Source organism: Streptococcus sp. bf_0095 (assembly GCF_004166885.1).
Taxonomy (GTDB): domain Bacteria; phylum Bacillota; class Bacilli; order Lactobacillales; family Streptococcaceae; genus Streptococcus.
Map to the genome: position 1 here is coordinate 72,413 of NZ_RCYU01000002.1, position 15,477 is coordinate 87,889.

Annotated in this window: 15 protein-coding genes; 2 read left to right on the forward strand and 13 right to left on the reverse strand. The window is 41.5% G+C overall.

Going from position 1 to position 15,477, the window contains the following annotated elements:
- Positions 1–40 precede the first annotated feature (40 nt).
- The 4 genes from EAI95_RS05040 to EAI95_RS05055 form a co-directional block, all read right to left on the reverse strand.
- Positions 41–1,291, reverse strand: coding sequence for a diaminopimelate decarboxylase (locus EAI95_RS05040; protein WP_129822384.1), 1,251 nt, complete (start codon positions 1,289–1,291; stop codon positions 41–43).
- Between the two features lie 82 nt (positions 1,292–1,373).
- Positions 1,374–2,060 (reverse strand): Bax inhibitor-1/YccA family protein, encoded by a 687-nt coding sequence (locus EAI95_RS05045; protein ID WP_129270194.1) that lies wholly within the window; start codon positions 2,058–2,060, stop codon positions 1,374–1,376.
- 29 nt (positions 2,061–2,089) lie between these two features.
- Positions 2,090–2,554, reverse strand: a complete 465-nt coding sequence (locus EAI95_RS05050) for an HD domain-containing protein (protein WP_117744891.1) — start codon at positions 2,552–2,554, stop codon at positions 2,090–2,092.
- 61 nt (positions 2,555–2,615) lie between these two features.
- Complete coding sequence (locus EAI95_RS05055) at positions 2,616–3,356, reverse strand: RNA methyltransferase (protein WP_023024117.1); 741 nt, start codon at positions 3,354–3,356, stop codon at positions 2,616–2,618.
- 73 nt (positions 3,357–3,429) lie between these two features.
- Here EAI95_RS05055 and EAI95_RS05060 point away from each other — a divergent pair, with 73 nt between their 5' ends.
- A complete protein-coding gene (locus EAI95_RS05060; protein ID WP_023024118.1) occupies positions 3,430–3,708 on the forward strand; it encodes an acylphosphatase in 279 nt (92 codons plus the stop codon).
- A gap of 78 nt (positions 3,709–3,786) precedes the next feature.
- The gene (gene yidC, locus EAI95_RS05065; protein ID WP_023024119.1) at positions 3,787–4,725 is read left to right on the forward strand and encodes a membrane protein insertase YidC; all 939 of its coding nucleotides are present in this window, start codon (positions 3,787–3,789) and stop codon (positions 4,723–4,725) included.
- A 232-nt stretch (positions 4,726–4,957) separates the two neighbouring features.
- Here yidC and greA read toward each other — a convergent pair whose 3' ends face one another.
- The 9 genes from greA to der form a co-directional block, all read right to left on the reverse strand.
- A complete protein-coding gene (gene greA / locus EAI95_RS05075; protein WP_006595775.1) occupies positions 4,958–5,440 on the reverse strand; it encodes a transcription elongation factor GreA in 483 nt (160 codons plus the stop codon).
- A gap of 61 nt (positions 5,441–5,501) precedes the next feature.
- Positions 5,502–7,100, reverse strand: a complete 1,599-nt coding sequence (gene mltG, locus EAI95_RS05080; RefSeq protein WP_129822385.1) for an endolytic transglycosylase MltG — start codon at positions 7,098–7,100, stop codon at positions 5,502–5,504.
- 74 nt (positions 7,101–7,174) lie between these two features.
- The gene (locus tag EAI95_RS05085; RefSeq protein WP_129822386.1) at positions 7,175–7,675 is read right to left on the reverse strand and encodes a GNAT family N-acetyltransferase; all 501 of its coding nucleotides are present in this window, start codon (positions 7,673–7,675) and stop codon (positions 7,175–7,177) included.
- A gap of 12 nt (positions 7,676–7,687) precedes the next feature.
- The gene (locus tag EAI95_RS05090; RefSeq protein ID WP_129822387.1) at positions 7,688–8,116 is read right to left on the reverse strand and encodes a GNAT family N-acetyltransferase; all 429 of its coding nucleotides are present in this window, start codon (positions 8,114–8,116) and stop codon (positions 7,688–7,690) included.
- A gap of 9 nt (positions 8,117–8,125) precedes the next feature.
- Positions 8,126–9,460, reverse strand: coding sequence for a UDP-N-acetylmuramate--L-alanine ligase (gene murC / locus EAI95_RS05095; protein WP_129822388.1), 1,335 nt, complete (start codon positions 9,458–9,460; stop codon positions 8,126–8,128).
- A 14-nt stretch (positions 9,461–9,474) separates the two neighbouring features.
- Positions 9,475–10,143 (reverse strand): hypothetical protein, encoded by a 669-nt coding sequence (locus EAI95_RS05100; RefSeq protein WP_023024127.1) that lies wholly within the window; start codon positions 10,141–10,143, stop codon positions 9,475–9,477.
- 57 nt (positions 10,144–10,200) lie between these two features.
- Positions 10,201–13,296: a DEAD/DEAH box helicase gene (locus EAI95_RS05105; protein WP_129822389.1), complete on the reverse strand. Its 3,096-nt coding sequence runs from the start codon at positions 13,294–13,296 to the stop codon at positions 10,201–10,203.
- Positions 13,297–13,697: 401 nt separating this feature from the next.
- Positions 13,698–14,144, reverse strand: a complete 447-nt coding sequence (locus EAI95_RS05110; protein ID WP_129822390.1) for a hypothetical protein — start codon at positions 14,142–14,144, stop codon at positions 13,698–13,700.
- 6 nt (positions 14,145–14,150) lie between these two features.
- Positions 14,151–15,461 carry a ribosome biogenesis GTPase Der gene (gene der, locus EAI95_RS05115; RefSeq protein WP_129822391.1) on the reverse strand — a complete coding sequence of 437 codons (1,311 nt, stop codon included), beginning with the start codon at positions 15,459–15,461 and terminating at the stop codon, positions 14,151–14,153.
- Positions 15,462–15,477 lie beyond the last annotated feature (16 nt).

Consider the following 15,477-nt stretch of genomic DNA (forward strand, 5'->3'; position numbering starts at 1 on the left):
AATTCAATATTTACACATTTTCTATTATACCAAAAAGGCCCTATTTTTCAAAGTCAAAGCCATACAATGTTGCAAAGTAATCCTCTGGTTTTTCGGCCCGTCGGATGAGACGAGCTTGGCCCGATTCTTCTAATAAAATCTCGGCAGAGCGAAGCTTGGCATTGTACTGATAGCCCATGGAATAACCATGCGCTCCTGTATCATGGATGACCAAGAGATCCCCAATCTCAGAGATAGGAAACTCCCGATTCTTGGCAAATTTGTCATTGTTTTCACACAAACTACCAACAATGTCGACTACTTCTGTCTCACCTTCTGGACGATCGAGATTGGTGATATGGTGGTAGGCCCCGTACATAGCAGGACGGAGGAGGTTGACAGCCGAAGCATCTACTCCTAGATAGGTCCGATAAGTCTGCTTCTTATGGGTGACATGGGTGACTAACAAGCCATGTGGTGCCAACATGAAGCGGCCTAATTCCGTATAAATTTTTACTTGATCTAAGCCAGCAGGGATTAAAATAGCCTCGTAAGCACGACGAACCCCCTCCCCAATCACAGCGATGTCATTCGGCTGGTCTTCTGGTTTGTAGTTCACTCCAACCCCTCCAGAAAGGTTGACAAAATCCAAAGTCACCCCTGTCTTTTCAACAACTTCTACAGCCAACTGGAATAATTGCTTAGCCAATTCTGGATAGTAATCATTAGAGATGGTATTCGAAGCCAAGAGGGCATGGATTCCAAAGCGCTTAACCCCCAAGTCTTTTAACTCACGGAAGGCTCGGATCAATTGCTCCTTGGTCATGCCGAACTTAGCCTCCTCAGGGTGATCCATGATATCCGTTTCCAGTTCAAACACCCCTCCTGGATTATAGCGGCAAGAGATAACCTCCGGTAGAGTCGCAACTGACTGTAAAAAAGCTACATCTTCGTAGGCATCCAAGTTGATAGTCGCTCCTAGTTGACGGGCAAAGACCATCTCTTCAGCCGGCGTATTATTCGAAGAAAACATAATCTCTTGGCCCGTAAATCCTAATTTTTGAGCCATCAACAATTCCACATAGCTAGCACAATCCACGCCACATCCTTCTTCTTTTAGGATTTTTAGGATGGCTGGATTAGGGGTTGCTTTGATAGCGAAATACTCTTTAAAACCTGGATTCCAAGAAAAAGCTTGATGGAGGGCACGAGCTGTCTGCCGGATCCCAGCTTCATCATATAGGTGAAAGGGAGTTGGATAGGTTTCAGTAATTTGTTTTAATTTCTCCCTGCTAATAAATGGACGTTTCATTTGAAGATTCTCATTTCTATCAATTTTCTTTAGTATATCACAAGTTTTCCAACAAAAAAAGCCGGTTCCCCGGCTCTTTCTATTAATCATTGCGTCCAAAAATACGTAAGATATTGATGAACAAGTTGATAAAATCAAGATAAAGTTCCAAAGCCAAGGCAACTACCCAACCATTGGTTGGTTGACCATTGGATTGTTCATAGACATAACGAATCTTTTGATTATCCCAAGCAGTCAAACCTGCAAAGATAATCACACAAAGGATGCTAAGGACATAATCCATACCAGAGCTTTGTAAGAAAATATTCGCAATTGAAGCAATGATGATACCAATCAAGGCTCCCATAAAGGCTCGTCCCATTCCAGACAAGTCTTTTTTGGTCACACGACTAATCGCTGACATGATGAAGAACATCAAGGCACTGACTACAAAAGCTTTATAAACTGTCGCTTGAGCATAGCGAGCAATGATAAAACTCAAGGTAAAACCATTCAAAGCGGAATAGGTTAAAAAGAGAGGCAAGGCCATGGGATTGTTTTTCACCGATTGTCTAGAAGCGACAAGGACTAAAATCAATTCAACGGCAATGGCAATATAGTAGACCCATGGAGCCTGAATTAGAATATACATGAAGGTTTCTTGGAAAAGGGTCATCATCAAAGCTGATACAACAGCTGAGATTCCAACTCCAACTCCGACTAGAGAATAAATTTTGCTATAAAAGCTATTAAGGCCACTTTGTTCGTGGATAACGGTTTGTTGATTCATAATCAATCATTCCTTTCAAACTTAAATTATTATGATTTTAACATTTTTCGATGGAAAAGTCTCCTCTTTGACCACTTTTTTCTCATTGGTTCTGAGGCTTCTTTGATAGCCCAGTACTTATCGACCATGGTCACGAGGAAAGATTCTTTGTAACGTGGTGGAGCAAGCGTCAATCCCCACATGTGTTTGAGGATGATATCCTCTTCTTTTTTATTGAGGCTTGTTATCTTTTTTGCATTTCGTACAGCTATTCGTGGATGGACCCAAGCATGGCTCTTATTGAATTTGACTTGGCGCCAATCATAGTAAAAAAGATCGTGCAGAAGAGCTCCTCTCGCTGTACTTTTGGTATCCCAGCCCATCTTCTTAGAAATGCGGTAACTAGTGTAGCTAACATGAATAGAATGCTCCAAACGATTGGAGTGAATATGATGCGGAATTTCCTTTAATTTTTGAAGTTTTGGGTGTTGAATCAAATGCCCCACTTCAGCCATATATTCTTTATCTTTCTGATACACAAGTCTTACCTCCTTAAATCTAACTAGCTCACTCTTCTTAAATCATAGAAAACATTAAAATCCCTGCTGCAACTGCGACATTCAGACTTTCTGCTTGACCCGGCATCGAGATATGAATCAGCTGATCTGCCTTCTCAGCCATCTGGTCACTAATACCTTGTCCTTCATTCCCCATGACCAGCACAAAAGCAGGGACTTTTTCCACTTTCTTATAGTCAACGGAGTCCTTGGATAAGGTGGTCGCATAGATGGGGAGCTGGCTCTCTTTAATACCTGTCAAGAGTTGCTCTCTGTTTAAACGGATAACAGGAAGATGAAAATGACTTCCCTGCATGGAGCGCAAGGTTTTCATATTATACAAATCCGCAGATTGATCGGTTAAAAACACTCCGTCAAAGCCTGCTGCATCAGCAGTCCGAATCATGGTTCCAACATTGCCTGGATCTTGGACATCCTCTAACAACAAATACCTTCCTTGGGTCAGCTGAAGATGGTGGATCGGATTTATCTTGACTTCAGCCACAATTCCTTGAGGACTTTTTGAATCAGAAATTTCTGCTAAAACCTCAGGAGATACGATGGACACCTTCGCATCTATCTTGATCTTATCTACAAACTCTTCCAAAACAAAGACTTGTTCAATCGGTGCCTGATGATTGACAGCTTCTTCATAAAGATGCCATCCTTCGATGAGGTAGGAGTCTGTTCTGTATTTTTTTTGATGAAGTTTTTTAACTTTTTTAATCCCATTATTGGACTTAGAGGTTATAATATTCATAAGACTATTATACCACATTCACAGGAGGAGCTTCTCCGTCCTGAGTAGGAATTCAATCACAAGGAGAACAAGCATGCAAAAAGTTGAAATGACAGCCCAAGGTCGGGTCCAAGGTGTTGGCTTTCGCTGGGGAGTTTATAGCTTAGCATTAGAAATCGGAGGCATTACAGGTCGGGTCTGGAACAATGATGACGGCACAGTCACTATCCTTGCCGCCTGTGAAGACAATGCCCTCATGGCCAAATTTATCCAAGAAATACGAAAAGGTCCTACTCCTTTTTCCAAAGTTTCTTATCTGGACGTCCATCTGGCAAACTTCGAACCCTACAAAGATTTTAAAATTTCAAATTAAGTCCAGAGAACTATTGTTAATTTGATAAAAAAACAGTAGAATAGAAAGGTATTATTTAAAATTAAAGGATAAAAACTCGTGAAAAAATATAAACGTTATCTACTTGCAGCCCTCAGCTTGTCTGCCCTCCTCCTCTTAACGGGATGTGTCAGCATTGACAAGACGACCAAACAACCGACCGGTTTCGTCTGGAATCTCATTGGAAAACCAATGGGAGAAGCCATCAATTTCTTTGCGACGGATCTTGGACTTGGCTTTGGTTTAGGGATTATCCTAGTAACCGTAATCGTTCGAATCATCATCTTCCCTCTAGGTATTTATCAATCTTGGAAGGCAACCTACCAATCAGAAAAGATGAACTACCTCAAACCGATCTTTGCACCGATTCAAGAACGCATCAAAAATGCAGAGACTCAAGAAGAAAAACTTCTTGCCAACTCTGAATTGATGAATGCCCAAAAAGAAAACGGCGTCAGCCCATTCGGCGGTATTGGATGCTTGCCCTTGTTGATTCAAATGCCATTCTTCTCAGCTCTTTATTTTGCAGCTCAATATACTCCAGGAGTCAACAAGAGCAGTTTCCTTGGCATTGATCTCGGTTCAAAAAGTCTGGCTTTAACCTTAGTTGTTGCTGTTCTTTACTACATTCAAAGCATGCTCTCTCTCCATGGTATCGAAGATGAAACCCAAAGAGAAACTATGAAGAAAACGGCTCTCATGAGTCCAATTATGATTGCAGTCTTCTCTTTGATGGCACCAGCTGGTGTAACCCTCTACTGGGTAGTCGGTGGTTTTGTACAAATTATTCAACAATTTGTCATCAACTACCTCATCCGTCCAAGATTGCGGAAACAAGTAGCTGAGGAATATAAAAACAATCCTCCAAAAGCTCCAGCATCCAATGGACATCGCGTAAAAAAAGATATCACACCTACCAATCCAGCCAACGCTCAACGTTCCCTTCCAACTAACGGAAACAAAAAACGAAACGCTGGAAAACAACGCAACCGTAACTAATACATACAAATAGGCCGAGATAATATCTCGGCCTTTTCCATTACTATAAAAAAAGAGGCTAGGACAAAAGTCCTAGCCTCTCAATTGTCTTTGGATTGTCGAGCAAGACGCAGTGGTTGAGTGGGCTCTACTACGCTGCTTTCATCAGCTTTTACAGCCCTACTCAACTGTGCGGAGGTGGGACGACGAAATCGAATTCTAACGAATGACCGATTTCTGTCCCACTCTCTTTTTATTCTGTTTTTTCAACGTTCAAGATTTTCACTTGGTAGCTTCCTGCTGGAGTTTCAATCGTCACAGTATCCCCTGTTTTCTTACCAATTAAGGCATGACCAATTGGACTTTCATTTGAGATCTTACCAGCAAAAGCATCTGCTCCAGCTGAACCAACGATGATGTAGACATCTTCTTCGTCTTCACCAATTTCTTGCACAGTGACTGTTTTTCCAATCGCTACTTCATCAACAGCGACAGCATCACTATCTACAATTTCAGCATAGCGAATCTTTGTTTCTAGGCTGGAGATTTGCCCTTCAACAAAAGCCTGTTCGTCTTTAGCTGCTTCGTATTCACTGTTTTCTGAAAGGTCTCCGTATGAACGAGCAATTTTAATCCGCTCTACAACTTCTGGACGACGAACTAATTTCAATTCTTCTAATTCAAGTTCTAACTTTTGCTTTTCAGCAAGGGTCATTGGATAGGTTTTTTCTGCCATATTTATTTCTCTTTTCTATTATTTTTTTCGAACTAAAAAGGTGTGGCATGCCACATCCTCCTTAGTTTGAGCTGCTTTCTGTTAATTTGCTATTCACGTGTTCTTCCACGTTTTTAGTGTGTTCCTCAAAAGTTTTCGCAAAATAGACTTCCCCTGTCTCTACATTTGCGACAAAGTAGAGGTAGTCTGTCTTGCTTGGGTTGACAGCTGCTTCAATTGCAGATAGCCCAGGACTATCTACTGGACCAGGCATCAAACCAGTATTCTTGTAGATATTATAAGGTGAATCAATATTGGTGTCAATCGTTGCGTCTTCTTTAAGAGTCGTCTTCTTGCCTAATTGACCTTGTGCGTACAAGATGGCAATATTACTTTGAAGAGGCATATCTTGATTCAAACGGTTATAAAAGACACTGGCAATATCCTTGCGGTCTTTATCTGTAGCGCCTTCTTTTTCAATCAAAGAAGCCAGAGTCAATGCCTCATTGACATCAATATTTTTAGCTTCCATAGTGTCATAGTAGGCTGAAAGATTTTGGTCCATTGCAGCTAACATTTGGTCTACAAGATCTTCCATTTTACTATCTTTTCCATAACCGTAAGTAGCTGGGAAGAGATAGCCCTCTAAGCGATAGCGTACGCCACTTTCTTTGGACGGCAAGGTTGCGAGTAACTTAGGATATTTGGCTACCATCTTTTCAATAAAGGCATCATCTTGGATGACTTTTAGGAATTCTTCTTGCGTATATGGAGTCTTGGCACCAGATTTGGAGCTCGCATCCACAGAAACCACTTCCGCGATTTGATCAATTGTGTAGCCCTCAGGAATGGTAATTTTTCCTAAGACTGGTGGTTCCGGAGTTTTAGTTCCTTGCTCTTGCAATTTTTGAATAATGGTATCGAGATCCATACTCTTTTGAAGATTGAAATAACCGGATTGGAAGTTCCCATAATTCTTGAACTTGGTGTAATAGTTGAAGAACTGGCCATTCTTAATCAAGCCTTTTTTCTCCAAAATAGTCCCAATTTCACGATTGCTAGAACCAGCAGGAATTTCAACGGTTACAAACTCTGTAGCCTTGGCATCCATAGCGTTTAAGTTAGATTGAACATAGGTCACTGCAAAAATTCCAGTTGCAACCATTAAGACAAAAAGAATTCCTAGAACTGTCAAGACGATCCGCTTCGCAATGGTGTTCTGCTTTTTCTTTTTCTGAACGCGTTGATCCCGATCCTTGCGCGAAACACTAGATACAGGTGTTTCTTTTCTCGAAACAGCCACAGGCTGACTTGAGCTTTCTGATTCTCGAGTTGGCTCTTCGATTGGTAGAGGTGTTTCTTCTTGGTTCTCTTCGGCTACTTCCTGAATTGCAGGAACCTCTGTAACCTCTGGTACTTCTACTTTTTCTACTTCCTCTGGAATCTCTACGGTTTCCTGAACTTCGGACTCTTCCGACACAAGCTCAGAAAGCGCCCCTTCCGTCTCGTCTTCTTGGTTCTCTGGAATAGAAATTTCTTGAACAGGTAAGTCAACTTCTTTTTCAACCTGTACAATCTGTTTATTGGCTTCTTCAAGATCACGGAGAATCCGCTCTTTGAAGCTTAATAATTTTTCATTCTCTTGTTGGTTTTCAGTCAAATACTTGACCCCCCTTGTCATAATCCTTAATATTATATCTTAAAAGGGATAGAAAAGCAATAGGAACGAGGCTTGAGGGTCTTAAATCCTATTGATCACTTACTTGATGGGACCTCCCATACTAAATCGTACCAGACTTCCCCAGCATAGTTAGAGGCCGAGCGTCCTTCGTTTACAAAGCCGTTCCTTTCATAATACCCAATCAAGTAATCATGACAGGTCAAACTAACCCCTTCCCGTCCTTCTTCTAAGGCAAGATTCTTCATGGCTTCAAGTAGGGCTTTCCCAACTCCTAAGCCTTGGGCAGACTGAGAAATCGAAAGACTCGTAAGGGTAATAAAACCACCTGGTAGATAGGACTCATCCTTTACTTCTGTTGTAAAAGAGCGGTCATCGACATATCGCTTTTGAGTAACGGGTCCTTCTAGATAGCCTAGGATCTGGCCATCTTTTTCAGCGACCAAAAAGCTAGTAGAAAAAACGTCAATATGTTTTGCAAGCACCGTCTTATCTATTGCCTCTTCTGGACTAAAATTTTCCAGTTCTATGGCAAAAATGGCTTCTAAATCCTCAATCGTTGCGCGACGAATGTTCATTTTTCTTCCTTTCTATAGGGATAGGTGCCACATTAGGTGATAGCCCTCCACTCCTTCTTCCTTATCCTCTATCTCTAGTTGAAAATCATTCATTTCAAAATACGGAATCAACTCTTCCTGGCAGGTCACATGAATCTCTAACAAGGATTCTTGAGCTACAAGAGACTTGAGTGAGGCCAGTAACAAGGTACCAAAGCCTTGTTTTCTAAAGTCTGGAAGAATTTCCAACCACAATAATTTTAAAGAGGGATTCTCGAACTGATCCTCCATCTGAATCAGGCAACTTCCAATCACTTGCCCTTCAAATTCTAAGACCAGGGTCCTAAACCCATTCAGTTCTTGCAACTTCTCTCTTTGAAAAGAAAAATTTTGGGACGTGATCTGCTCGATCTCATCCCAATCATTTTCTTTAGCAAACCGAATCCTAACGCTTGGTTGCATGGTATCTCCTTATTGAACGTTATTGGTCAAGTTCCCAAGTAAACGTTCAAATGAATATTCATAGGTCTGAATATCTCCTGCTCCCATGAAGACATAAACGGCATTGTCATGATCCAAAAGTGGAGAAACGTTTTCAGCTGTAATCACACCTGATTTCTTAATAATTTTCGCTTCTAGATCTTCAACTTTGACATCCCCATGATCCACTTCACGGGCTGATCCATAAATCTGTGCCAAGTACACCGCATCAGCCTGATTCAAGGCATCCGCAAACTCATCCAAGAGGGCAATCGTCCGAGTAAAGGTATGAGGTTGGAAGACCGCTACGATTTCCTTACTTGGGTATTTTTGACGGGCTGCATCCAAAGTGGCAATAATTTCAGTTGGATGGTGGGCAAAGTCATCGATGATGACGGTATCGTTGACAATCTTTTCTGTAAAGCGACGTTTGACCCCGCCAAAAGTTTTTAAGTGTTCCCGAACTAAATCAAGATCGAACCCAGCGATATAAAGTAAGCCGACAACTGCTGTTGCATTCATGATATTGTGACGTCCAAAGGATGGGATTTGGAATTGTCCCAAATCTTCTCCACGGAAGTGAACACTAAAGGTTGATCCCGTAGTAGAACGCAAGAGATCACTGGCTACAAAATCATTGCCTTCTTCTTCAAATCCGTAGTAGTAAATCGGAGCCTTAGCTGTAATCCGACGAAGCTCAGGATCTTCACCATAGATGAACAAGGCTTTGGAGATTTGTTTGGCATAATCATTGAAGGCATTGAAAACATCTTCTAGGCCAGTAAAGTAATCAGGATGGTCAAAATCAATATTGGTGATAATCGAATACTCTGGGTGGTAAGGCATGAAGTGACGTTCGTACTCATCTGATTCAAAGACAAAGTACTTAGCACCTTTGGAACCACGGCCAGTTCCATCACCAATCAAATAGCTGGTATCTGTGATATTAGACAAGACATGGGACAAAATCCCTGTAGTAGAAGTTTTCCCGTGAGCTCCTGCTACTCCCATGCTGACAAAATCACGCATAAATTCACCCAAGAATTCATGGTAGCGTTGATAGGTGTAGCCTTGAGCATCTGCATAAGCAATCTCTACGTTGTTTTCAGGTTTAAAGGCATTTCCAGCAATCAAGATTTGATCCCCAGTAAGATTTTCTTCGCTGAATGGTAGGATGGTAATCCCTGCTTGCTCCAGACCTCTTTGAGTAAAGTAATATTTCTCTACATCAGATCCTTGTACAGTGTGTCCCATCTGATGGAGCATGAGAGCCAAGGCACTCATACCAGCTCCTTTTATTCCGATAAAATGAAATGTTTTTGACATAGTTTCTCCTCCTGCTAGTCCAGATTGGTCACATTGAGTTCTTGTTTAATAGGTCTCGTTGGAATGTTCTGTTGATCCTTGTTATAGATTTGACTCTTTTTCAAGAAATCATAATTGTTCTTTTTTGGTTTCTCTTCTTGATGGGATTCTTGAACTGGAACTTTCTCAGCCCCTTCTAAAAGGATCAATTGCTCTTGTTTCAGTCGCTCGCCATATTTGATCAATTCACCTGGATTTTCTTTTTGAAAAGGAGCTGTTGGCTTCACTTTTGGCATGAAAGAAGGGGTGAATTTCTTACGATTAGGCTTAGATGCAATATCCGCCGTCAAATACGGAGCCGTCCGCTTCTTTTTCAAATCAGCACGCGCTGCTTCCCGAGCTTCTTCTGCGTAGCGATTCGCCGGGCTCTTTTTATCAACAGGCTCCTTGAAATCAGGAGTCATCGGCTGCCTTCTTGACTTAGGCACTTCAAATGGTTTTTGAAGGGATTTTTGTAGATTTTTTTGATAAGGTTGCTCTGCTACCTTTCCAGTAGCAATTGGCTCCCATTCTAAATAGTTTTTATCTGTATACTCCCCAAGAATATTACTAATGAAGTCCCCATCATCATATAAATTCATATGGGGCATTTGAGTTAGCATCAATTCATCATCTGCTACTTGAGGAAACTGCTTATCCGTCATCCTATTTCTTCCTTTCGACACTTCATTAATTATAAACTATTCATTTAATTTTTCAAGTTATTCTACCGAAATACCCAAAATTTCCCGAATTTCTTCAATAGAAAGGCTGGAGCGCGTTTCGGTGCCATCTAATATGGTAGAAACTAAATGACGTTTGCTAGTCTGGAGCTCTTGAATTTTTTCTTCGATGGTCCCTCGAGTAATCATCCGGTAGACCTCAACATTCTTATCTTGTCCCATTCGATGGGCACGGCCAATGGCTTGATCTTCTACCGCAGGGTTCCACCATAGGTCAACCAAAATAACCGTGTCAGCACCTGTCAAATTCAAGCCAACTCCACCTGCCTTCAAGGAAATGAGAAAGGCATCCCCTTGACCGGAGTTAAAGGCGTTAGTCATATCTTGTCGCTCATTAGCTGGCGTAGATCCTGTGATTTTAAACGAAGTCATCTTCAAAGCATCCAACTCTTTTTCAATGATATCCAACATGCCCCTAAATTGTGAGAAGATCAACACTCGTTGGTTTCCATCTTTGATCTGCTCTAGCAATTCTCGAAGGCTATCCAGCTTCCCACTTTCTCCAGTATAGTCCTCTAAAAAGAGGGATGGAGTATCACAAATCTGACGAAGACGCATCAAACCAGATAAGATTTCCATCTTACTGCGATTGAGTTCCTCTTCAGAAGAGCTTAGAATGCGGTCTTGCATTTGCTTCAACTGGGCTAAATAGATCGTTTTTTGATCGTCAGCCAATTCATTCTTATAGGTCATCTCAATCAAATCCGGAAGCTCCTGCAAGACTTCACTTTTTTTCCGTCTCATGATAAAGGGCTTGACGTATTGAGAAATAGTCTCTGGACTCAATTGTTTAAATTCTTTTTTACCCGGAAACAAACCAGGAAGCACAATTTGGAAAATCGACCAGAGTTCCTCTACATGGTTTTCTATTGGCGTTCCTGACAAAGCAAAGGTATGAGGAACATCGAATTTCCGTAAATATTGGGCAATCTTGGTTTGGGAATTTTTCATGACCTGGGCTTCATCCAAGATGAGGTATTGGTACTGATTTTTTTCGTATTGCTCTACGTCCTGGCGGAAGGAAGCGTAACTGGTAATCGCTACCTGAGGGTTGCTTGCAATCACCTCGTCGCGACTTGCTTTGAGGCCATAGATAACCTCCACTTCCATTTGTGGAGCAAACTTTTCGAACTCCTCTTTCCAATTATAGATTAGACTAGATGGAGCTAAGATCAAAATCTTAGAATCCGCCGTCGCAACACTCGAGAGAAAGGCAATGGTCTGGAGGGTCTTTCCAAGTCCCATATCATCTGCCAAAATCCCCCCAAAGCCATAGTGATTGAGCATGGATAGCCAGCGGACTCCGACTTCCTGATAATCTCGAAGTTTAGCTGTCACTTGCAACTCACCCAAAGGAAATTGCTCTGGATGAATCAAGTCATGAGCCAAGTGACGAAACTCTTCAGAAAATTGGACATTGTCAGCTGACTCAAATAACTGGGAGAGCTGGAAGGCTGCAATGCGATTGGTTTGTAACTGACCTGTTTTTGTCTTCTTTGCACGAAGATTCAATAAAGTCTGACTGATCCGCTTGGTTTCTTCATCAAAGATTAGAACCTTTCCTGATTGACTGATATAATAGTCATTCTTCTCAACCAAGGCACTCATCACTTGCTCAACCTCAGAGGGATCAATGGAGTCAAATTCAAAACCAATCTCAAGGAGACGACCACTGGTTTGAATGGCAATCTTTGGCTTTTCAATCTGATACAGATCTAACAACTTATCCGAAACTTCGACCTCTCCCAGTTCTTCAAACAAGGGAAGGGTCTGCTGAAAGAAGGGATAGATCTGCTTGGGAAGGAGAGGAGCTCGTTTGGTTTGAAATTGATTGGTAAAGCCAGCTGTCAAGATGGTTTCAAAAACCAAACGTTCCTTATCAAAATTACTGGAATAAGGCAGATCCTTAAGTTCTTTCTCAGAGCGAACGATACGGTCCTCGTAGACAAAAACTAGATCCAGCAGCACTTCTCCTTGCTCCGATAAATCAAAAGCAAAGTGAGGTTGAAAATCGTGAATATAGAAATTACTTGGTGCTTTCACCTCACCAATTTTCCTGAATTGCTCTAAGCTATAGGTTAATTTGGTCTGATCAGACAAATCAAATTGAACATGTCTTTTCTGATCACTGGAGAGGGGTAAACTCTGCACAGCCTCAATCAAAATCTTTTGAAGCGGTGATATTTGATAAAAATGGCCATTTGCCAAAAGAAAGCGACCTTCCACCATTTTATAGGAAGCCACTTGGACCTGTAGTTCGATAAACTCCTTCATTTCCACTACTTGGAAAGAAAACAAGCCTGAATCTTCCTGAAGTTCTTGAAAGAATACTTCCTGATAGGTATCCAGTCCGACTTCAAGGGTAAAGGACGGTAGGTCCATCAATAATTGCACAGCTTCTTCAAAGAAACTCATTGGAAAGTAAAGATGACGACCCCCATTTGGAAAGAAGAGGGCATCATGCACCGTATCTCCCGATAACAAGCCTTCTAAGAATCGAATTAAGGCACGACTTTCAGGGTCAAATGCTGCGTAGGAAATCGGCTCGTAATAACTTTTTCCAATCGCAAAATGGGACTGTTTTCTGATGGCTTGCAAAAAAGCTACAACATCCCGCACCACATAAGATCTCTCATCCGGTCTGCGATAGATACGAAGGGTCCACAAAAACTGACCGGAATAGTCGTCTACATGACCGGTTGCTGAGAGACCAAAACGGACTTCCTTGCTTTCAATTTTTGGTAGGACTTGATCTAAAAACAAACTTCCAAAAGATACTTTTTCCTTTGTTTCTTGACTTTCTGTTGCATCTTGCTCTAAACCAAGCAAGAGTTCCTTCCCTTCTTCATCATTTTTTAAAAAGGCTTCTCCTGCGGCTAAATGCACACAGAATTTTTTCTTCTGGAAAAACTCACAACTACAAAAAATTGCTTGATCATCTAGACTATAGCGGAGGGACTCATTGTCAATTCTGAAATAGAGGTACTGATTCTTCATTTCCTGTAGGGATACTTTCCCGTTTTCATAGAGAAGGATTCCTTCTGAACGGATTTTCCCAGGAATTAATTTTGCCATATTTACCACCTTATGTTTATCCCTTTATTATATCATATCCCCTCTAAAATAGAAAAAAAAGACAAAGAATTGTGAAGAATTCAATGCCTGATTTTACTATCACCTACTCCACTTTTCTTTTTCCATTCAAATTAAAGAAGAGTTATTCTTAGAAACTTCCCTTAGGTGAGTACGGACGTCATGGAACTTCTATGAAGTTCCATGACTTAGTTTTGGACCCAAGGTTCCAAAACTCCCGAGTGCTAGAAACAATCTTGTTTCTAGCACTTTTCTCACGGCGGAAAGTTTCAGATCTACTTGAATGACTCCAAAAATAAAAGTCATTATTTGAAAAATAGCTAGCTATTTTATGTTAATAATGGTTTGTTTACATTCTAAAAGGAACACCAAGTGTGTTCCTTTTATTTTATTCTCTTATAGCCTTCTTTTTTGAAATTTTTGATATGGTCTGAATAGTCGGCCAGTTCTCCAATCGTTTTTTTCTCATCATTGGCTTTATTGAAGGCTTCAACATCTAAGTCTTGGTAGACGATCTTGGTATGAACCATCAGTCCACCCTCTTTCGTCCGACTCACATCTGTTGTATAGCCCGAAATGCCTTTTTTGGGATCAACAATCTCTTTTTTTATATATTCGAATTCAGAGTCATCTTCAATATGTACATTAAAATTATCAGCCCAAAACTCTTCAGAGATCATTTGATTGGATCTATGTCGAATAGTCACTCGAACAATACTGTCTTTAAATTTTTTCTCATAGGTTTCTTCTCTTTCAAGGCTACAAGCTGTCAGTCCCAGAAATACAAAAACTGTGATAACAAGAAGGAGTCCTTGTTTCAAAATTTTCATAAAGCCCTACTTCCGTTTCCGAGCGATCAAGTGAATCGGGGTCCCTTCAAAGACAAAGGCTTTCCGAATTTGATTTTCCAAGAAACGAAGATAAGAGAAATGCATGAGTTCTTCTTCATTGACAAAGACCACAAAGGTTGGTGGCTTGGTAGCAACCTGAGTCGCATAGAAGATTTTTAGACGTTTTCCTTTATCTGTCGGTGTCGGATTAATGGCAATGGCATCCATGATGACATCGTTCAAGACAGCTGAAGGAATCCGTGTATTTTGGCTCTCACTGATCTGCTTGATCATATCTGGTAGCTTGTGCAAGCGTTGCTTGGTCAAAGCAGAGACAAAGATAATAGGTACATAAGATAAGTATTGGAATTGATCTCGAATATCATCTTCCCATTGCTTCATGGTGTGGTTATCCTTTTCAAGGGTATCCCACTTATTGACCACGATGATCATCCCTTTTCCAGCTTCATGGGCAAATCCGGCAATCCGCTTATCGTACTCGCGGATTCCTTCTTCTGCGTTCAAGACCATCAAGACCACATCCGAGCGATCGATAGCCCGCATAGCCCTCATCACAGAATATTTCTCTGTATTTTCATAGACCTTACCAGATTTCCGCATTCCGGCTGTATCAATCATGGTGTACTCTTGGCCTTCTGCATCGGTGAAATGGGTGTCAATCGCATCTCGCGTAGTTCCTGCTACAGGACTGGCAATGACGCGGTCTTCCCCAAGGATGGCATTGATCAGACTAGATTTTCCGACATTAGGGCGGCCAATCAAGCTGAACTTGATGACATCTGGATTTTCTGGCTCCCGATCCGTCGGAAGGTTTTCAACGATGGCATCCAAGACATCCCCTGTACCAATCCCGTGCACAGATGACACTGGCAAGGGTTCGCCCAGGCCAAGAGCGTAGAAATCATAGATGTCAGTTCGCATCTCTGGATTATCCACTTTATTGACCGCTAAAATGACTGGTTTGTGAGTCTTGTAGAGCATCCGAGCGACATATTCATCCGCATCGGTAATCCCTTCTTTTCCAGATACTACAAAGACAATGACGTCGGCTTCATCCATGGCAATCTCAGCTTGGTGCTTGATTTGCTCCATGAAAGGTGCGTCCACGTCATCAATCCCGCCAGTATCGATAATACTAAATTGGTGGTTGAGCCACTCCGCCGTTGCATAAATACGGTCCCGAGTAACTCCTTCGACATCCTCGACAATGGAGATCCGCTCACCGGCAATCCGGTTAAAGAGCGTGGATTTCCCGACATTAGGACGTCCTACAATGGCAACAGTAGGTAAAGCCATGTTATCCTCTTTTCTC